The sequence below is a fragment of the Streptomyces sp. NPDC090032 genome (genome assembly GCF_044748025.1).
GTDB lineage: Bacteria > Actinomycetota > Actinomycetes > Streptomycetales > Streptomycetaceae > Streptomyces.
Window position 1 is genome coordinate 248,621 of sequence record NZ_JBIVFF010000010.1, and the last position, 18,839, is coordinate 267,459.

Genomic DNA, 18,839 nt, shown 5'->3' on the forward strand with positions numbered 1-18,839 from the left:
TATCCCGCCTCTCGGAAGGGCGCTGTGGCTTCCGAGCTCGCCACACTACTAGCTGGGGGTGACGGAGCGGCACCCTCCCGGGGCTCGCTGTGCACGCGCGGAGGCGTACAGGCAGACGGCGGCCGCCGTGGCGAGGTTCAGGCTCTCGGCCTTGCCGTGGATGGGGACCCGTACGACGGCGTCGGCGAGCTCGCGGGTCTCCTCCGGGAGCCCCCAGGCCTCGTTGCCGAAGATCCAGGCGGTGGGGGTGCCCATGGTGCCGCGGTCGAGCTCGGTGTCGAGGTCGTGCTCGCCCGCGCCGTCGGCGGCGAGGATGCGTACGCCCGCGTCCTTGAGCCCCTGTACGGCCCGCTCCACGGGTACGCCGACGGCGACCGGCAGGTGGAACAGCGAACCGACGGACGCCCGCACGGACTTGGGGTTGTAGAGGTCGACGGACGCGTCGGTCAGGACGACGGCGTCGGCGCCCGCGGCGTCGGCGCAGCGCAGGACGGTGCCGGCGTTGCCGGGGTCGCGGACGTTGGCGAGGACCGCGACGAGCTTGGGGCGGGCGGCGAGGACGTCCTCGAAGGGGGTGTCCAGGAAGCGGCAGACCCCGACGAGGCCCTGCGGGGTGACGGTCGTCGAGATGTCGGCGATGACGTCCTCGTCGGCGAGGTGCACCCGGGCGCCGGCGTCGCGCGCCAGGGCGACGATGTCGGCGTAGCGCTCGGCGGCGTCGGGGGTGGCGAACAGCTCGACGAGGGTGTCCGCGTGCCCGGCGGCCTCCCGCACGGCCTGCGGCCCCTCGGCCAGGAACAGCCGCTCCTTGCCCCGGAAGTTCCGCTTGGCAAGCCGCCGCGCGGCACTCACGCGGGACGACTTAGGGGAGATCAACTCGGGGGCGGTCATGAACTCACCTTCGGGGGGCGGGGATTGAAAGGGGGCGGGATACAGCGCCCCGTCAGGGGCGCGGGGAACTGCGCGACAAGCCCCCACCGCCCGCAGATGACAACGGACGCACTCGGACCCGCAAACCCAGTGGGCTTGCGGGTCCGAAAAGCATCCGGCTGAAAGCGGAGCGTCACGCAGCCTTGGGCGCGTTCACGTCGGCCGGCAGGGCCTTCTGCGCGACCTCGACGAGCGCGGCGAACGCGTTCGAGTCGTTGACGGCCAGCTCGGCGAGGATCTTGCGGTCCACCTCGATGTTGGCGGCCTTCAGACCCTGGATGAGGCGGTTGTACGTCATGCCGTTCTGGCGGGCAGCGGCGTTGATGCGCTGGATCCACAGCTGACGGAAGTCGCCCTTGCGCTTCTTGCGGTCGTTGTAGTTGTAGACCAGGGAGTGGGTGACCTGCTCCTTGGCCTTGCGGTACAGGCGCGACCGCTGGCCGCGGTAACCGCTGGCCGCCTCGAGGATCGCCCGACGCTTCTTGTGGGCGTTTACTGCCCGCTTGACGCGTGCCACTTGTTAACTCCTTGTAGCGGGGCCGTGGTTGGACTCACACGGCCCGAATTCGATTGGGTCCCGGTCAAAGCTCCGGCGCGCTGCTGCGCGCCGGGACTCACTTGCCGAGAAGCTTCTTGATCTTCTTGGCGTCGCCCGGGGCCAGCTCGACCGTGCCGGTGAGGCGGCGCGTCACGCGGGACGACTTGTGCTCGAGCAGGTGGCGCTTGCCGGCGCGCTCACGGAGCACCTTGCCGGAGCCGGTGATCTTGAAGCGCTTGCTGGCACCGCTGTGCGTCTTGTTCTTCGGCATAGCGCCGTTCTCTCCTCGTCAGTGGCGTTCCCTGCCGGTCCGGGGCGCGGACCGGCATACGGAACGTCCAGATGTATCGGTTGGCATCCGGATCCGTACGGGCTGTACGGGCCGGATCAGGCCTCGGCGGAAGCCTCGGCCGGAGCTTCCTCGGCAGGGGCCTCGGCGGCGGTCTCCGCGGAGACCTCCTCGGAAGCCTCGGCGGCATCGTCGCTGGCCCGCTGCGTGCGACCGTGCGTCGGCTGCGCCTTCTGCTCGGCCTTGCGGGCCTCCTGGGCCTCGCGAGCCTCGGCCATGGCCTCGGTCTTCTTCTTGTGCGGACCCAGAACCATGATCATGTTCCGGCCGTCCTGCTTCGGGTTCGACTCGATGAACCCGAGGTCCTCGACGTCCGAAGCGAGACGCTGCAGCAGTCGGTAGCCGAGTTCCGGCCTGGACTGCTCGCGACCACGGAACATGATCGTGATCTTGACCTTGTCGCCCTGCTTGAGGAACCGGACGACGTGACCCTTCTTGGTGTCATAGTCGTGCGGGTCGATCTTCGGCCGGAGCTTCATCTCCTTGATGACCGTGTGCGCCTGGTTCTTGCGCGCTTCACGGGCCTTCATGGCCGACTCGTACTTGAACTTGCCGTAGTCCATGAGCTTGCAGACAGGCGGACGGGCTGTCGCCGCCACCTCGACCAGGTCGAGGTCGTACTCCTGAGCAAGCTCAAGGGCCTTGGCAAGCGGAACAATCCCGACCTGCTCGCCGCTGGGACCGACAAGTCGCACTTCGGGAACGCGAATCCGGTCGTTGATGCGGGGCTCGGCGCTGATGGATCCTCCTCGGTAGCACCACACGACGGTCTGGCGGACCGCCGCGTAACGTCTGTTTTCGTAGTACCAACCGCGCCGAAACACAAAAAATGCCCCGGGACGGTACACAGGCGGGGCTCCAAGGACTACCGGAGCACCGTCGCGTATCACCGCGGGGCGCACATCGGACGGCTCCATCGTCCGTACGGAACGATGGGGACCGTCTGACCGGTGACCCGCCGCCCCTCAGGAGCGGCCAGGTGGGAGATCGGAGCCTCCACTTGTGGGCCGGTCACTCAAGCCAGTGGCATTCGTGTCCGGCCGGTCGTTACACAAGGTTAGCAGCTCCCGGGGGGTGGGCCCAACCGGGTGCGCGGGCGGCATATCGTGGGGCACATGAATGACGCCACCCCCGCTGCCGAAAACACCGACTACGACGCCCTGACCCGGGACATCGCCGAGGTCCCCGCCGTCGAGGTGATCGTGACGGTCGCGGTCAACCTGATGAGCGCCGCCGCGGTGAAGCTCGGCCTCACCGAGGAGGGCGACGCCCACAAGGACCTCGACGAGGCCCGCAAGCTCGTGCACGCCCTCGCCGGTCTGCTCGACGCGAGCACGACGGAGATCAGCTCGTTCCACGCGGCGCCGCTGCGCGACGGTCTGAAGTCGCTGCAGCTGGCGTTCCGCGAGGCGTCCTTCGTGCCGGACGAGCCGGGCCAGGGCCCGGGCGAGAAGTACACGGGTCCGGTCTACGGCTGACCGTTCCCGCACGTCACGCGCGGACGTACAGGGGCTCGCCGGGTGGCGTGGTCTCGGCCGGCAGAAGTGCCAGGTCGAGGCCCCGCACCAGGCGGGCCCTCAGTGTTTCGTCGGCGGCGATGCGCCCGGCGACGGCGCGGGCGGTCTCCGCGGGGGTGGCCGACGGGTCGATCACGAGCGCGAGGATTCCGTCGGCGCTGCCGGGGCCCAGGTGGGCGCGGAGCACTCCGGGCTCGGCGGCGACGGCGGCGCGGATCGCCTCCGTGACGGCCGGGTCGGCGAGGGGGTCGGCACTGGTGCGGCCCTCGTTCGCGGCGCGCAGGGCGGCGCCACTGAGCTCGTAGGCGACCGGGCCCGCGAGGTCGATGACGACGGTGTCGGCCTGCTCGTGCGCGGCGGCCTGGAGCGCCTGGTGCAGGGGTACGGCGACGGGTCGGGCCTCGGGGTCCCACAGGGCGAGGGCCGCGGTGGAGGTGAACGCGGGCAGGGCCTTGCGGTCGCCGGCCTTGAGGGTGGGCACGGCCATGTCGCTGGTCTTCTCGCGGCGCAGCCCGTTCTCGTCCTCCTCGACTTCGCCGAGGACGGCGACGATGGGGACGAGGAGCCGGGCTTCCTTGAGTGCCGCGAGGACCGGGTCGTGCGCCGTGCGGTCCTCGGCCCATGCGGCCAGGGCCGCGCTCAGGCGCGGGTCCGCGGAGCCGTCGTCGTCGGAGAAGCCGGGGTCGGGAATGTTCTTGTTCGCCACGTTCACGACCCTACCGACCGGGCGACGCGAGGTTCTCAGCGGACCCTGAGCCTGGTCATACGGTGCGCACAGGGCCGGCGCCGAGCATCCGGGCATGGACCGGAACGGACTCGCGGCGTGCGCCGCCCTTCTCACGGGAACACTCGTGGCGACCCTCATAGGCTGCTCGCCGGGCGAGCCGGGGCAGCCGGTTCCGGTCGCCGCGACGGCGTCGGCGTCCCCTTCGAGGGAGGCGTCCGCATCCGCAGCCGGCAAGGAGGCCCTGGTGGACCGTGACGACGCCCTCGCGAAGGCACTGAAGCCCCTGCTCGACGACGACGGTGACGCGCGGGTCTCCGTGGCCGTGGCGGCGCTCGACGGATCCGTGGACGGCGCCGCGTACGACGGCGGGTCCGCGTTCGACACCGCGAGCATCGTCAAGGTCGACATCCTCGCGGCGCTGCTGCTGCGGGCGCAGGACGCGGGGCGGGTGCTGACCTCCCAGGAGCGGGCGAACGCGACGGCGATGATCGAGAACAGTGACAACGCGTCCGCGACGGCCCTGTGGGAGGCGATCGGCGGCGCGGAGGGGCTCGACGCGGCGAACCTGACGTTGGGGCTGACCGGGACGAGGGCGGGCGCGGGCGGCGAGTGGGGGCTCACGCAGACGACAGCTGCGGATCAACTGACGCTGCTGCGGGCCGTGTTCGGCCCGGATGACGCGGACTCGGGGCTGAGCGGGGCGTCGCGTGCGTACGTCGCCGGTCTGATGGAGCGGACGGCGGCGGACCAGCGGTGGGGGGTGTCGGCGGCGGCGGACTCCGCGTCCGTATGCGCGCTGAAGAACGGGTGGCTGCCGCGCAGCACGACCGGACTGTGGGACATCAACAGCGTGGGGCGGGTGACCGTCGGCGGGAAGCCGTATCTGGTGTCGGTGCTCTCCGACGGCAATGCGGCCAAGGAGGCGGGGGTGGCGCTGGTCGAGGGCGTCGCGAAGGCCGCCGTCGCCGTGCTCACCGGCTGAGGCTCGGCGGGCCGGCAGGTCAGTGGGCGGTGCGGCGGCCGCGCCACAGGTAGACGGCGGCCGCGAGGAGTACGACGCCGAGACCGCCGGCGACGGGGCCCACCCAGCCGGTGGAGCCGTCGCCGTCGGGGCTGTCGGGGCCCTTGCCGAAGAACTTCTCCGAGTAGGTGGCGGGGCGCACGCCCTTGGGCTTGAGGGAGTCGCCCTTGCGGATCGCGGCGGCCGGGTCGATGAAGCCGAAGCCGAGGGAGTCGTCGCGGCCGCCGGAGGGGGCGTCGCGGGCGGTGTCCTCCAGGAGCTGCTTGATCTGCGCGGGCGCGAGCCCCGGGTGGGCGGCGCGGATCAGGGCGACGGCGCCGGAGACGAAGGCGGAGGCGGCGCTGGTGCCCCAGCCCGAGTAGTACGTGCGGTCGGGGTCGGCGATCGCGATGGCGTTGCCGGGGGCGCTGACCGTGGCGTACCAGCGGCGCGTGGAGAAGGGGGCGCGGTGGAGGTAGCGGTCGACGGCGGTGGCCGTGATCACTCCGGGGTACGCGGCCGGGTAGGAGATGTGGTCGCCTTTTTTGCCGCCGTTGCCCGCCGAGGCGACGACGACGGAGCCCTTCTTCAGGGCGTACTGGACGGCGGCGTCCTCGGTGGCCTCGGGGTGGGCGGTGGCGGAGTCGTCGCCGAGGGAGAGGTTGATGACGTCGGCGCCGTGGTCGGCGGCCCAGCGGATGCCGTCGGCGAGTGCGTTGCCCCGCGAGGAGCGGGCTTCCTTGCGGGCCGGGTCGCCGTCCTCGAGGATCACGCGGACGGGCTGGATCTTCGCCTCGGGGGCGATGCCGAGTACGCCGTCGTCGCCGCCGGGGCCGTGGCCGTGACCGGCGATGATGCCGGCCATGGCGGTGCCGTGCCGGGCCCAGGAGCGGTCGCCCCTCTTGGCGCCGAAGCCGACGAAGTCCTTGGTGGGCAGGACGTTGCCCTTGAGGTCGGGGTGGGTGTCGTCCACGCCGGTGTCGAGGACGGCGACCGTGATGCCCTTGCCCTTGGTCGTGCGCCAGGCCTCTTCGGTGTGCATGGCGTCCAGGCCCCATTGCTGGGCGCGGATGGAGTCGGCGTGGGCGGTGGCCGACGGGAGCAGCGCGAGGGCCGCGGCGGCGGTGAGCGCGGTGGCGGCGTTCCGCCAGGCGGCGGCCGTGCGGGTCATGACGGCTCCTCGGTGGCCTTGGCGACGGCGGCACGCAGGCTTCGTTCGACGCGGTCGGCGATGCCCTGTGCCTCGAAGCCGAGGCCGGCCTGCGCGGGGGTCGTGACGCTGCCGGACTTCATGGCCTCGGCGGCGGGCTGCGGGTCGGTGACGGTACGGGCGTCGGCGAAGCCGGAGACGGCGTAGGCGACGACGGGGGCGTCGGTGAGGACGGAGATGGTCCAGGAGGCGCGCTGGGCGTCGCCGAAGCCGGCGGCGAGGGTGCCCTCGGCCGCGTACGGGCGGGGCATGAGGTCGGTCCTGCGGTCGAGGCCGTCCTCGGTGAAGCGGGTGCGCAGCGCCTTCATGGCCTCGGTGTCCGCCTTGGTGAACAGCAGGCCGACGGTGGTGACATGGCTGCGGGTGGCGTCGGTGTAGGTGGCGCGCAGCAGGCGCAGACAGCCGGCGGGCCTGAGAGCCCTCTGCAGCAGCGGGTCGAAGGCGTTCTCGCAGGTGCTGTCCGGGGCGACGGCGATGCGTGTCCAGGTCCGGTCGGCGCCGCCGGGTCCCGCTCCGTCGCCCTTGACGACGGGCGGGAAGAGCCGGTCGACGGGGATGCTGTGCCACAGGGTGCCCGCGGCGGCGTACGAGCTGGGCGAACCGATGCTGCTGCCGCTGTCCCCGGTCAGCCAACTCCCGGTCGCCGCACCGCCGATGAGGCCGAGCCCGAGCACGGCGCACGCCGCGGCGGCCACGACGCGGGGCCGCATTCCGGAGCCGACGGGGTGCAGGCGGGTGGTGCTGTCGTCGTAGGAGGCGGGGCGGTTGGAGAACATGAAGGGGCGCCCGGCGCCGGGTCCCGGGGTGAGGTCGACGGCCCCGACGGAGCGCCGGGTTCCGGCGGGGGGCTCGCCCGGAATGCGCGGGGGCGCGGCGGGCCGGGGGACGGTGGTGGGCTGTTCGCCGGGGGCGGGCGGTGGCGTCGAAGGGCGGCGCGGGACCGCAGCTCCGGGGGACGCGGCGGGACGGGGTTCAGGCGTGCCGTCGGCGTTCCGCGCGGCGGTGTCCCTGATCGGGCGCAGCCGGGTCGTGGTCTCCGTCGGGCGCTCGGGCGGCAGGGGGCCGGGGTGCGCGGGCCGGCCGGAAACGGGGGCCGCGGGGGCGCCCGGCACGGGCGGGGTGTCCGGGAAGCGGGCCGAGGCCGGGGGCGGCGGAGGCGTGTGGTCCGGCGCCGGGGTGTGCGCGGGGCGCGGGGGTATCGGCGCGTCCGGGCCGGCGGGGTCCGCGGCCAACTCGTCGCGCTGCGTGGGCGGCTGGGAGGGGCGCGGCGGGATCGGCGCGCGGCGCGCGTGCGTGTTCATGCCTCCCCGTTTCGGTCCCGTGCTCGTCCTTGCGTGCGCGTCACTCTACGGGCTGACGCGGCTTCGCAGGGAACCCGTATCGCAGGTCAGGACGATCTGCCCGGATCCTCCCCCTACCCCGCGGTAATCGTGTCTGGCAGGCTTCGGTCATGACACCGCGCGCAGCCGACAGGGCCCGCTACGACCGGGCCACCGCTCATCTCGACGCCCCGGTCGCGATCGTCGATCTGGACGCGTTCGACGCCAACGCGGACGACCTTGTGCGGCGCGCGGGCGGGAAGCCGATCCGGGTCGCCAGCAAGTCCGTGCGCTGCCGCGCGCTGCTCGAACGGGTGCTGGCCAGGGACGGTTTCGCCGGGATCATGTCGTTCACCCTCGCGGAGTCCCTGTGGCTGGCCCGGTCCGGTTTCGAGGACGTCCTGCTCGCCTATCCGTCCGCGGACCGGGCCGGTTTCGCGGAGCTCGCGCACGATCCGAAGCTGGCGGCGGCGGTCACGGTCATGGTCGACGACCCGGCGCAGCTGCGGCTGATCGACGACGCGCGGGACGGCGGGCGCGAGGAGGTCAGGGTCTGTCTGGAACTCGACACCTCGTGGCAGGTGCTCGGCGGGCGCGTGCGGGTCGGCGCCCGCCGCTCCCCGCTCCGCTCCCCCGCCCAAGTCGCCGACATGGCGCGCTCCGTGGCCCGCCGGCCCGGGTTCCGGCTGGTGGGTGTGATGGCGTACGAGGGTCACATCGCGGGCGTCGGGGACGCGGTCGCGGGGCGTGCGGTGCGGTCGCGGGCGATCCGGCTGATGCAGGCGGCGGCCCGTAAGGAGCTGGCGGTCAGGCGGGCCGAGGTGGTGCGCGCTGTGCGGACGGTGGCGCCGGATCTGGAGTTCGTGAACGGCGGTGGCACGGGCAGCGTGCAGCACACCGCGGCCGAGCGCGCGGTGACCGAGATCGCGGCGGGTTCGGGGCTCTACGTTCCGCGCCTGTTCGACAACTACACGTCGTTCACGGGCCGGCCCGCCGCCCTGTTCGCACAGCCCGTGGTGCGCAGGCCGGGCGTCGGGGTCGTGACCGTGCTCGGCGGCGGCTACCCGGCGTCGGGCGCCGCGGGAGCCGACCGGCTGCCGGTGCCGTATCTCCCGGAGGGCCTGCGCTACGACCCCCAGGAGGGTCCGGGCGAGGTGCAGACGCCGCTGCTCGGGGCGCCCGCCGACGATCTCCTGATCGGCGACAAGGTGTGGTTCCGGCACGCGAAGGCCGGCGAGCTGTGCGAGCGGTTCGACGTGCTGCGCCTGGTGGAGGGCGACACGGTGACGGCGACCGTTCCGACGTACCGCGGCGAGGGCTACACGTTCCTCTGAGGTTTCCGGGACGGTTACGGCGTGACGGTGGGGCCGATGCTGCTGCCCACCCCGCCGTCGGCCCCGCTGTCGCCCGCCGCCCTGATGCCCTTGACGATGCGGTCCATGTCGGTGAGCGGCGGCGCGTCCTCGCCGGCGTCGACGGTGATGCGGACGGTCACCAGCGACTCGGAGCCGGCGCTGGAGGGGAAGACGACGGACTGGACGTAACCGCCGGGCCCCTTGGCGGTCTTCACCTTCCAGCGGACGAGGTAGCCGGCGCGTCCGGCGACGGCAGTCTGGCGGGCGGCGATCTGCTGGTGCGACTCGATACCCCCGAAGGGCTGCCGGTCGACGCCGTTCTTGTCGTACGAGGCGTTCGCGGCGTCCTTGATGTCCTGTTCGGCGATGGCTTCGGGTGAGGTCTCGTCGGTGCCGGTGACGGTGCGGGAGACGATGGTGCCGTGCCGGCACAGGCCCGAGTCGCCGGGGCAGTCGTAGGTGCCCGGGGTCGTGATCAGCATGTCGTCGTCGACGACGTTCTCGGCCTTCTGCCAGCCGTCGAGGACGGGGAGCGTGATGCCGTTGAGCAGGTCGGCGGCGGTGGACGCGTCCTCGGTGGGGGTGGGCTCGGCGCTGCTCGCGGTGGCGGTCGGGTCCGTGGGCGTCGGGGTGCTCGTGGTGGGTGCTGTGCGGGTGCGGGGGTCGTCGTCGCCACGGCCGAGCAGGACGGCGCCGGTGGCGATGGCAGCGACGAGCACGATCCCGGCGGCGGCCAGGGCTATGGCCTTGGCGCGGCGGCCCGGTGCCGCGGGCGGGAGCTGCGGGCCCGCGGCCGGGAGCGGGGGTTCGACGGGCGGCCCGAACGCCTGTGGCGCGGCCGGGGTGTTCTGCGGCTGCCGTCGGTGCTCGGTCCACGCGGCCCCGTCCCACCAGCGCTCGGTGGGCGGGGCCGTGGGGTCCGGGTACCAGCCGGGCGGAGGCGTCATGCTCATCCCGGCACTCTAAATTGTGCGGCGACGGTCAGTACACCGAGTCCGTCCGGTCGGGGACGACGGAGCCGTCCGGGCGCAGCAGGGGGCCGAAGCCGCCTTCGGGCTCGTTGTACGCGGCCGTGGAGCAGGGGTAGCTGCCGGACTTGCGCGGGAGCGGTTCGATGAACATGGGGTTCGCGACCCAGCGTCCGTCGGCGTTGTCGTAGGCGCGGCACATCACCTCGTTCTTGTTGCGGTTGAGCACGAGGTGCGCGCCGGTGGCGTCGCCGACGAAGGTGACGTCGGTGTCGGCGTCACCGCCGCCGAGGGCGATGCGTCTGTCCCAACGCTGCTTCTCCCAGGCGGACTTGCCCTTGAGGTGGAAGATGTCCTGGTTGATCCAGCAGCGCTTGCCGTCGATGTACGGGATGGCTTCGCCCTGGGTGCGTCCGACGCCGCCGCAGCCTTCGTTGTACGTGGTGATGCGGCCCCTGCTGTCGAGGACGGAGCGGATGGCGATGGTGTGGGCGCGGTCGATGCCGACGCCGTCCCGGCCGCCCGACCACACCTCGGTCACGGGCTCGGACCCCGCCGACACGATGTAGACGTCGAATCCGGCCTTCTTGAGCGTGCGGATGAGGTCGCGCTGCTGCTCGTAGTAGCGGACGTAGCCGGGGATGGTGTGCGTGCCGAGGGTCTGGGTCGAACCGACGGGCGCGGCGAGGGCCTCGCGGCGGGCCTGGGCGGCGTACGACTCCAGTTCGGGGACGGTGTGTCCGGCGAAGAGCTGCGGCACCCAGGCGTATTGGGGCACGGTGCGGCGGTGGTTCCACTCGCCGACGAAGGCGGCGGCGCCGCTCATCGTCCTGCCGGATTCGCGGATGTTGAAGATCTCGTCGGTGCAGTCGGTGTCGGTGGAGGTCGGCAGGGGCGCGCCGACGGGGACGGCGCTGCCGCAGGCGGCGGTGAGGGCCTTGTCGGCGTCGTCGGTCAGCCACTTGCTGGTCTTCTGCCAGCTCGCGGGCCGCAGGATCTTGTCGTGCTTGAGCGACCAGGCGATCGTCGCGTCGGTGACGTCGTTCTTGGAGACGGTGTTGTCCCAGTCGAACGCGGCGACGGGGCGGGGCCCGTGGTGGCCTTCGCAGGTCCCGCGCTCGTCGATCACGCGCTGGAGCCTGGCCCGGTTCTGCCCGTACCACGGCAGTTTCTCGGAGAGCTGCGGGCAGGCCCGGTCGGTGGTGGGAGCGGACGTGGCGGCGGCCGCAGGAGAGACGAGAGCCGTGGCCACCAGGGCGGCGACCACGGCTGAAGTCCACGCGGCAACATCTCTGTTACGCATGCCTGGGGACCGTACACCTACATGACGTGCCCTCTACAGAGGCGTGACGTAGGCCCCCGAGATGCCGCCGTCGACGAGGAAGTCGGTGGCGTTCACGAACGAGGAGTCGTCGCTCGCGAGGAAGGCCACGGCGGCGGCGATCTCGTCGGCGTCCGCGAAACGGCCGACCGGGATGTGCACCAGGCGGCGCGCGGCGCGCTCCGGGTCCTTGGCGAACAGCTCCTGGAGGAGCGGGGTGTTGACCGGGCCCGGGCACAGGGCGTTGACCCTGATCCCCTCGCGGGCGAACTGCACGCCCAGCTCGCGCGACATGGCGAGGACGCCGCCCTTGGAGGCCGTGTACGAGATCTGGGAGGTCGCCGCACCCATGCGCGCCACGAACGAGGCGGTGTTGATGATGGAGCCCTTGCCCTGCCGGCGCATGTAGGGGATGGCGGCCTTGCAGCACAGGTAGACGGAGGTGAGGTTGACCTCCTGGACGCGCTTCCAGGCCTCCAGGCCCGTCTCCAGGATGGAGTCGTCGTCGGGGGGCGAGATCCCGGCGTTGTTGAAGGCGATGTCGACCGAGCCGTAGGTGTCGAACGCGGTCTTGAAGAGGGCCTCGACCTGTTCGGCGTCGGTGACGTCGACCTGGACGAAGAGGCCGCCGACGTCTTCGGCGGCCTTCTTGCCGGCGCTCGCGTCGATGTCGGCGCAGACCACGTTCGCCCCCTCGGAGGCGAGGCGGCGGGCGGTGGCGAGGCCGATGCCGCTGCCGGCTCCGGTGATGACGGCGGTGCGGCCGGTGAGGCGGCGGCAGATGTTCTCTGTCACTGTGCGGGACCCTCCGTGCTGATGAAGACGTTCTTGGTTTCGGTGAAGGCGGTGAGGGCGTCGGGGCCCAGTTCTCGGCCGACGCCGGACTGCTTGTAGCCGCCGAACGGGGTCGAGTAGCGGACGCTGGAGTGGGAGTTGACGGACAGGTTCCCGGCACGGACCGCCCCGGCGACGCGCAGGGTGCGCCCGACGTCCCGGGTCCACAGGGATCCGGAGAGCCCGTATTCGGTGGCGTTGGCGAGCCGGATCGCGTCGGCCTCGTCGTCGAAGGGGAGGACCACGGCGACGGGCCCGAAGACCTCCTCGGTGGCGGCGGGCTCGTCGGGTGCCGTCTCGGTGAGGACGGTCGGCGGGAACCAGAATCCGGCGCCCTCGGGGGCGCTGCCCCGCAGCGAGGCCGCTGACCCGTCGACGTACGAACGGACCTGTTCCAGCTGGGACTTGGAGATGAGGGGGCCCATCTGGGTCTTCTCGTCCGCGGGGTCGCCGACGACGACGGCTTCGATCGCGGGCGCGAGCAGGCCGAGGAACCGGTCGTACACGGACCGCTGTACGAGGATGCGGGTGCGGGCGCAGCAGTCCTGGCCGGCGTTGTCGAGGAACGACATGGGGGTCGCTGCGGCGGCGGCCTCGATGTCGGCGTCGGCGAAGACGATGTTCGGGCTCTTGCCGCCGAGTTCGAGGGTCACGCGCTTCACCTGGTCCGCGCACGTGGCCATGATCTGTTTGCCGACGCGGGTGGAGCCGGTGAACACGATCTTGGCGATGCCGGGGTGCTCGACGAGGGCGGCTCCCGCCACGTCTCCCGCGCCGGGAAGGACCTGGAAGAGGTGCTCGGGGAGCCCTGCTTCCAGGGCGAGTTCGGCGAGGCGGAGCACGGTGAGCGGGGTCGTCTCTGCGGGCTTGAGGATCACCGCGTTCCCGGCGGCGAGCGCCGGGGCCGTGCCCCAGGCGGCGATCGGCATGGGGAAGTTCCAGGGCGCGATGACGCCGACGACGCCGAGGGGTTCGAGGATCGTGATGTCGAGGCCGCCGGCGACGGGGATCTGCCGGCCGGTGAGACGCTCCACTCCCCCGGCCGCGTAGTCGAGCAGGTCGCGGACGTTGCCGGCCTCCCAGCGGGCGTTGCCGATGGTGTGCCCGGCCTCGCGCACCTCCAGGCGGGCGAGTTCCTCGACGTGCTCGTCGACGACGGCGGCGAAGCGGCGCAGGAGGCGGGCCCGGTCGGCGGGGGCGGCGGCCGCCCACCCGCGCTGTGCCCGGTGGGCCCGCAGGACCGCGGCGTCGACCTCGTCGCGGGAGGTCGCGTGGATGGTGGCGATGACTTCTTCGGTCGCCGGGTTGAGGATGTCGTGCACGCTAAAGCCTTTCGCCCTAGAGCCTTTCGAACGACCGGCGGAGTTCCCAGTCGGTGACGGCGGCGTCGAACGCGTCGAGTTCGACCCGCGCCATGTTGCGGTAGTGCGCGACGACCTCGTCGCCGAACGCGGCCTTGGCGATGGGGCTGGTCTCCCACAGCTCGGCGGCTTCGCGCAGCGTCGTGGGGACGTGTTCGTACTCGCCGGTGTAGGCGTTGCCGGTGCACTCCTCGGGCAGTTCGAGCTGCTGCTCGATGCCGTACAGGCCCGCGGCCACGAGTCCGGCGACCGCGAGGTGCGGGTTCACGTCGCCGCCGGGCAGCCGGTTCTCGAAACGCATCGAGCGGCCGTGGCCGACGACGCGGAGCGCACAGGTGCGGTTGTCGTATCCCCACGCGGCGGCGGTCGGCGCGAAGGAGCCAGGCTGGAACCGCTTGTACGAGTTGATGTTGGGCGCGTAGAGCAGCGAGAAGTCACGCAGGGCGGCGAGCTGGCCCGCGAGGAAGTGCCGCATCACCGGCGACATCCCGCCGGGGTCGCCGGAGGTCCCCGCCATGACGTTGGTGCCGTCGGCATCCTGGAGCGAGAGGTGGATGTGGCAGGAGTTGCCCTCGCGCTCGTTGAACTTGGCCATGAAGGTGAGCGAGACGCCCTCCTGGGCCGCGATCTCCTTGGCGCCCGTCTTGTAGATGGCGTGCTGGTCGCAGGTGACGAGGGCCTCGTCGTAGCGGAACACGATCTCGTGCTGGCCAGGGTTGCACTCGCCCTTGGCGGACTCGACGACGAGGCCGGCCGCCGCCATGTCGTTGCGGATGCGGCGCAGCAGCGGCTCGATGCGTCCGGTGCCGAGGACCGAGTAGTCGATGTTGTACTGGTTGACCGGCGTGAGGTTCTTGTAGCCCGCGTCCCAGGCCTGCTCGTAGGTGTCCTTGAAGACGATGAACTCGAGCTCGGTGCCGACGTGGGCGGTGTAGCCGAGTTCGGCGAGCCGGTCGAGCTGGCGGCGCAGGATCTGCCGGGGCGCGGCCACGACGGGCGAGCCGTCGTTCCAGGCGAGGTCCGCGACGAGCATCGCGGTGCCTTCGTTCCAGGGGACGCGGCGCAGGGTGGAGAGGTCGGCGTGCATGGCGAAGTCGCCGTAGCCGCGGTCCCATGAGGACATCTCGTAGCCGTCGACCGTGTTCATCTCGGTGTCGACGGCGAGGAGGTAGTTGCAGCCCTCCGTGCCGTGGGCGAGGACCTCGTCGAGGAAGAAGCGGGCGGCGAACCGCTTGCCCTGCAGCCGCCCTTGCATATCGGGGAAGGCCAGGACGACAGTGTCGATCTCTCCACTCTCGACGAGGGACGTGAGCTCCTCGACGCCGAGCGGGGCTGTGCGGTCTGCCACGGGAAGGCCTCCTTCGGGCTTCTTCGGTCAGCCGGAAGCCATAAGGTATTGCGGAGAACCATTGCTTGGGAAGGGGGTACGGCCATATGTCGCACACCGATGGCGACGACCGGCTCACGCCGGTGCTGCGGCCGGTGCGGGCGGGCAACGGATTCGAGGAGGCCCTGGAGCAGATCCTCCAGGTCGTCCGGCTCGGCCTGGTCCCGGGGGGTGAACGCCTTCCGTCCGAGCGGGAGTTGGCGGACCGGCTGGGGATCAGCAGGGTGACGCTGCGCGAGGTCCTGAAGGTGCTCCAGGACCAGGGCCTGGTGGAGTCGCGGCGCGGGCGCTACGGTGGCACGTTCGTGGTGGCGCGCACGGACGCGCCGGGCGAGGAGGAGCTGCGGCGCCGCCTCAAGGACGTCGACGTCGAGGACGCGCTGCGCTTCCGCGAGGTCCTGGAGGTCGGGGCCGCGGGCCTGTGCGCCGCACACGGCCTCACGGACGGGCAGGGCGAGCGGCTGCGCGCGGCACTCGCGCGCACGCACGACGCCCCGCTCGCCGACTACCGCCGCCTCGACACGCTGCTGCACCTCACGCTCGCCGAGCTGTGCGGGTCCCCCTCGCTCGCGGCGCAGTACGCGGCGGTGCGCGCGAAGGTGAACGACCTCCTCGACTGCATCCCGCTGTTGGTACGGAACCTGGAGCATTCGCAGCGCCAGCACACGGCCCTCGTGGAGGCGGTGCTCGACGGGGACGCGGACGGGGCGCGGGAGATGATGCGCGAGCACTGCGCCGGCACGGCCGCCCTCCTGCGGGGCTTCTTGACCTGAGCCCGTGATTAACCGGCGCGTAACGCAGGGGTCTTGATTTCTTCGCGCGCTCCCCGCAAAGGTATGGATCCACTCCATTGAGCATCCACCGTACGACGGGGAGCCCGCGCCATGACCTTGGACACCCAGAACACCCGCCCCACCGGTGATACAGGGGACGACTATCTGGAGCGCAGAACGCTGCGCCGCGGCAGCGCGGGCTGGCTGCTCCTGACCGGACTCGGCGTCGCGTACGTCGTCTCCGGCGACTACTCGGGCTGGAACTTCGGCCTGGCGCAGGGCGGCTTCGGCGGCCTCGGCATCGCGATGGCCCTGATGGGCGTCATGTACGCGTGCATGGTCTTCTCGCTCGCCGAGCTGTCCTCGGTGCTGCCCACGGCGGGCGGCGGCTACGGCTTCGCCCGCCGCGCCCTCGGCCCCTGGGGCGGCTTCCTCACCGGCACGGCGATCCTCATCGAGTACGTCCTCGCGCCGGCCGCCATCTCCATCTTCATCGGCGACTACGTCGAGTCGCTCGGCCTGTTCGGCCTGACCTCCGGCTGGCCGGTTCATCTGGCCTGCTTCCTCATCTTCATCGGCATCCACCTGTGGGGCGTGGGCGAGGCGCTGCGCTTCAGCTTCGTGGTCACCGGCATCGCGGTCGCGGCACTGCTCGTCTTCGCGGTCGCCGCGTTCACCGACTTCGACGCGTCGAAGCTCAACGACATCCCCGTGGACACGGGCGCGTTCGGCGCCAACTCCTGGCTTCCCATGGGCCTGTTGGGGATCTGGGCGGCGTTCCCGTTCGGCATGTGGTTCTTCCTCGGTGTGGAGGGCGTGCCGCTCGCGGCCGAGGAGACGAAGGACCCGGCGCGCACCCTGCCGCGCGCCATCCGCTGGTCCATGGCGATCCTCGTCGTGCTCGCCGTCCTGACGTTCCTCGCTTCCTCCGGGGCGCGCGGCTCGGCGGCGATCCAGGAGGCGGGCAACCCGCTCGTCGAGGCGCTCCAGCCCGGCGGAGAGGCGACCGCGCTGAGCCGCGTCGTGAACTACGCGGGCCTCGCGGGCCTGGTCGCGTCGTTCTTCTCCCTCATCTACGCGGGCTCGCGCCAGCTGTTCGCACTCTCCCGCGCGGGCTACCTCCCCCGCTTCCTGTCCCTCACCAGCCGGCGCAAGGCGCCCTACCTCGGCCTGCTCGTGCCGGGTGCCATCGGCTTCGCACTGGCGGCCGCGACGGGCGACGGTGCCCGCATGCTGAACGTCGCGGTGTTCGGCGCGACGATCTCGTACGCTCTGATGTCCCTGTCGCACATCGTGCTGCGGCGCCGGGAACCGGGCCTCGAGCGGCCGTACCGCACTCCGGGCGGCGTGCTCACGTCCTCCGTGGCGCTGGTCCTCGCGTGCGCGGCGCTGGTCGCCACCTTCCTGGTGGACGTCACGGCGGCGCTGATCGCGCTCGGGGTGTACGCGGTGGCGATCGGGTACTTCGGGGCCTACAGCCGCAGGCATCTGGTGGCGCGGGCCCCCGAGGAGGAGTTCGCGGCGCTCGCGGCGGCAGAGGCCGAACTGGAACGGGACTGACCATGGCGAGGGAGCACGGGCACATGATGGGCAGGCCGCTGATCGGGGTCAGCACCTACTGGGAGGCGAAGGCGAGCTGGGGCGTGTGGGAGCTGCCCGCCGCACTGCTGCCCGCCGGGTACCCGCGGCTCGTGCAGTCCGCGGGCGGACTCGCCGCGATGGTTCCGCCGGACGACCCCAAGTACGCGCCCTCGGTGGTCGCGCGGCTCGACGGTCTCGTCGTCGCGGGCGGGCCCGACGTGGAGCCGGGCCGGTACGGCGCCGAGCGCGAGGACCGCACCGGTCCGCCCGCGGTCGAGCGGGACGCGTGGGAACTCGCCCTGATCCGCGCCGCGTTGGCGTCCGGCAAGCCGCTGCTCGGCATCTGCCGGGGCATGCAGCTCCTGAACGTGGCTCTCGGCGGCACACTCACCCAGCACATCGAGGGGCACGTCAAGGACATCGGCGTCTTCGGCACGCACGCGGTGACGCCCGTGCCCGGGACGCGGTACGGCGAGCTGGTGTCCGAGGAGTCGGACGTGCCGACCTACCACCATCAGGCGGTCGACCGTCTCGGCCGGGGTCTGGTCGCGTCGGCGCACGCGGCGGACGAGACGGTCGAGGCGGTCGAACTCCAGGGCCTCACCTGGGTGCTCGGCGTCCAGTGGCACCCCGAGATGGGCGAGGACGAGCGTGTCATGAAGGGCCTGGTACGCGCGGCGGCACGGGGCGGCTCCTGACGCTCCGCGCAGCGCTCAGGCCGGCCCGCGGGTGAGCGCGAGCAGTTCCCTGGCCGGCCCCACGGGCCGGTGCCCGGTCGGCCAGACCGCGCGCAGGTCCCTGCGCAGCCGTACGCCTTCGAGCGGGATCTCGACGAGCCTGCGCGCGGCGAGCTCTTCGGTGACGGCGAGCTCGCTCAGGACGGAGGGGCCCGCGCCGCTCACCGCGGCCGCCTTCACCGCCGTCGTCGACGACAGCTCGATGAGGGGGCGGGCCAGGCCGCCGAGGGCCGCGTCGAGGACCTGGCGGGTGCCCGAGCCGCGCTCGCGCAGGATGAGCGGCGTCGCCGCCAGTTCGCCCGCCGACAGCGGCTTCCTGCGCCGGGCCCACGGGTGTCCGGGGGCGGTGACCACGATGAGCCGGTCGTGGGCGATGACGGTGGCGTCCAAGCCAGCGGGCACCGCGAGGCCCTCGACGAAGCCGAGGTCCGCGTCGCCGGACAGGAGGCGCTCCACGACGGCCGCCGAGTTGCCCGCGTGCAGCGACACCGCCGTGTCGGGGCGCTCCGCGCGCAGCGCGAGCAGCCAGTTCGGCAGCAGGTACTCGGCGATCGTCATGCTCGCGGCGACCCGCAGCCGCGAGTCACGGCGGTCACGCAACGCCTGCGCGCCCGCGTCGAAGGCCGCCGCCGCCTCGACGATCCGCCGCGCCCAGTCCGTGACGAGCGCGCCCGCGTCGGTGAGCCGGGAGCCGCGCGGCGACCGGTCGACCAGGGCGACTCCGAGCTGGCGTTCCATGGAGCGGATGCGGCTGCTGGCCGCCGGCTGCGTGATGCCGGTCTCGCGGGCGGCCCGGCCCAGGCTGCCGAGCCGCGCCACGGCGAGGAGGAGTTCCAGGGCGCCGAGGTCGGGGACCCGGTGGGCGAGCCCCGCCACCGCCGTCGAACCGTCCGCCGCACCCGCCGTATCGCCACTCATAAATCCAGCTTATG

General features: G+C 72.2%; 19 protein-coding genes. 6 read left to right on the top strand and 13 right to left on the bottom strand.

Annotated features, from left to right (window positions below):
- Positions 1 to 48: 48 nt before the first annotated feature.
- The 4 genes from ACIPWY_RS25610 to infC form a co-directional block, all read right to left on the bottom strand.
- Positions 49 to 891 carry an RNA methyltransferase gene (locus ACIPWY_RS25610; protein ID WP_362905931.1) on the bottom strand — a complete coding sequence of 281 codons (843 nt, stop codon included), beginning with the start codon at positions 889 to 891 and terminating at the stop codon, positions 49 to 51.
- Positions 892 to 1,063: 172 nt separating this feature from the next.
- Positions 1,064 to 1,447 carry a 50S ribosomal protein L20 gene (gene rplT, locus ACIPWY_RS25615; protein ID WP_127828438.1) on the bottom strand — a complete coding sequence of 128 codons (384 nt, stop codon included), beginning with the start codon at positions 1,445 to 1,447 and terminating at the stop codon, positions 1,064 to 1,066.
- A 97-nt stretch (positions 1,448 to 1,544) separates the two neighbouring features.
- Positions 1,545 to 1,739 (bottom strand): 50S ribosomal protein L35, encoded by a 195-nt coding sequence (gene rpmI / locus ACIPWY_RS25620; protein ID WP_100597076.1) that lies wholly within the window; start codon positions 1,737 to 1,739, stop codon positions 1,545 to 1,547.
- Between the two features lie 116 nt (positions 1,740 to 1,855).
- Positions 1,856 to 2,581: a translation initiation factor IF-3 gene (gene infC / locus ACIPWY_RS25625; protein WP_362906104.1), complete on the bottom strand. Its 726-nt coding sequence runs from the start codon at positions 2,579 to 2,581 to the stop codon at positions 1,856 to 1,858.
- A 351-nt stretch (positions 2,582 to 2,932) separates the two neighbouring features.
- On the opposite strand from infC, the gene ACIPWY_RS25630 reads away from it, so the two are divergent.
- Complete coding sequence (locus ACIPWY_RS25630) at positions 2,933 to 3,295, top strand: DUF1844 domain-containing protein (RefSeq protein ID WP_100597078.1); 363 nt, start codon at positions 2,933 to 2,935, stop codon at positions 3,293 to 3,295.
- A gap of 13 nt (positions 3,296 to 3,308) precedes the next feature.
- Here ACIPWY_RS25630 and ACIPWY_RS25635 read toward each other — a convergent pair whose 3' ends face one another.
- Positions 3,309 to 4,040 (bottom strand): SseB family protein, encoded by a 732-nt coding sequence (locus ACIPWY_RS25635; protein WP_362905928.1) that lies wholly within the window; start codon positions 4,038 to 4,040, stop codon positions 3,309 to 3,311.
- Positions 4,041 to 4,134: 94 nt separating this feature from the next.
- Between ACIPWY_RS25635 and ACIPWY_RS25640 the strand changes: the two genes are divergently transcribed.
- Positions 4,135 to 5,043, top strand: a complete 909-nt coding sequence (locus tag ACIPWY_RS25640; RefSeq protein ID WP_393703967.1) for a serine hydrolase — start codon at positions 4,135 to 4,137, stop codon at positions 5,041 to 5,043.
- Positions 5,044 to 5,062: 19 nt separating this feature from the next.
- On the opposite strand, the gene mycP is transcribed toward ACIPWY_RS25640, so the two are convergent.
- Positions 5,063 to 6,232, bottom strand: a complete 1,170-nt coding sequence (gene mycP / locus ACIPWY_RS25645; RefSeq protein WP_362905924.1) for a type VII secretion-associated serine protease mycosin — start codon at positions 6,230 to 6,232, stop codon at positions 5,063 to 5,065.
- A complete protein-coding gene (locus ACIPWY_RS25650; RefSeq protein ID WP_393703965.1) occupies positions 6,229 to 7,572 on the bottom strand; it encodes a hypothetical protein in 1,344 nt (447 codons plus the stop codon). The genes mycP and ACIPWY_RS25650 overlap by 4 nt, the downstream gene beginning before the upstream one ends.
- A gap of 149 nt (positions 7,573 to 7,721) precedes the next feature.
- Between ACIPWY_RS25650 and ACIPWY_RS25655 the strand changes: the two genes are divergently transcribed.
- A complete protein-coding gene (locus tag ACIPWY_RS25655) occupies positions 7,722 to 8,924 on the top strand; it encodes an amino acid deaminase/aldolase (RefSeq protein ID WP_389548199.1) in 1,203 nt (400 codons plus the stop codon).
- 14 nt (positions 8,925 to 8,938) lie between these two features.
- On the opposite strand, the gene ACIPWY_RS25660 is transcribed toward ACIPWY_RS25655, so the two are convergent.
- The 5 genes from ACIPWY_RS25660 to ACIPWY_RS25680 are packed head-to-tail and all read right to left on the bottom strand — an operon-like array spanning position 8,939 to position 14,777.
- Positions 8,939 to 9,892 (bottom strand): DUF2510 domain-containing protein, encoded by a 954-nt coding sequence (locus tag ACIPWY_RS25660; RefSeq protein ID WP_393704091.1) that lies wholly within the window; start codon positions 9,890 to 9,892, stop codon positions 8,939 to 8,941.
- A gap of 34 nt (positions 9,893 to 9,926) precedes the next feature.
- The gene (locus ACIPWY_RS25665; protein ID WP_393703963.1) at positions 9,927 to 11,216 is read right to left on the bottom strand and encodes a haloacid dehalogenase-like hydrolase; all 1,290 of its coding nucleotides are present in this window, start codon (positions 11,214 to 11,216) and stop codon (positions 9,927 to 9,929) included.
- Between the two features lie 33 nt (positions 11,217 to 11,249).
- A complete protein-coding gene (locus ACIPWY_RS25670) occupies positions 11,250 to 12,029 on the bottom strand; it encodes a 3-oxoacyl-ACP reductase (RefSeq protein WP_362905916.1) in 780 nt (259 codons plus the stop codon).
- Positions 12,026 to 13,390 (bottom strand): aldehyde dehydrogenase family protein, encoded by a 1,365-nt coding sequence (locus ACIPWY_RS25675; protein WP_393703961.1) that lies wholly within the window; start codon positions 13,388 to 13,390, stop codon positions 12,026 to 12,028. Before ACIPWY_RS25675 ends, ACIPWY_RS25670 begins: the two co-directional genes overlap by 4 nt.
- A 16-nt stretch (positions 13,391 to 13,406) precedes the next feature.
- Entirely contained in the window at positions 13,407 to 14,777 is a 1,371-nt protein-coding gene (locus ACIPWY_RS25680) for a glutamine synthetase family protein (RefSeq protein ID WP_362905913.1), read from the bottom strand.
- A gap of 86 nt (positions 14,778 to 14,863) precedes the next feature.
- On the opposite strand from ACIPWY_RS25680, the gene ACIPWY_RS25685 reads away from it, so the two are divergent.
- The 3 genes from ACIPWY_RS25685 (at position 14,864) to ACIPWY_RS25695 (ending at position 17,868) form a co-directional block, all read left to right on the top strand.
- Positions 14,864 to 15,589 carry a FadR/GntR family transcriptional regulator gene (locus tag ACIPWY_RS25685; protein ID WP_383887838.1) on the top strand — a complete coding sequence of 242 codons (726 nt, stop codon included), beginning with the start codon at positions 14,864 to 14,866 and terminating at the stop codon, positions 15,587 to 15,589.
- A gap of 111 nt (positions 15,590 to 15,700) precedes the next feature.
- Positions 15,701 to 17,149, top strand: a complete 1,449-nt coding sequence (eat, locus tag ACIPWY_RS25690) for an ethanolamine permease (protein WP_362905909.1) — start codon at positions 15,701 to 15,703, stop codon at positions 17,147 to 17,149.
- Positions 17,150 to 17,175: 26 nt separating this feature from the next.
- Positions 17,176 to 17,868, top strand: a complete 693-nt coding sequence (locus tag ACIPWY_RS25695; protein WP_362906100.1) for a gamma-glutamyl-gamma-aminobutyrate hydrolase family protein — start codon at positions 17,176 to 17,178, stop codon at positions 17,866 to 17,868.
- Positions 17,869 to 17,883: 15 nt separating this feature from the next.
- Here the strand turns inward: ACIPWY_RS25695 and ACIPWY_RS25700 are convergent, their stop codons facing one another.
- Positions 17,884 to 18,825, bottom strand: a complete 942-nt coding sequence (locus ACIPWY_RS25700) for a LysR family transcriptional regulator (protein ID WP_362905906.1) — start codon at positions 18,823 to 18,825, stop codon at positions 17,884 to 17,886.
- Positions 18,826 to 18,839: the final 14 nt, after the last annotated feature.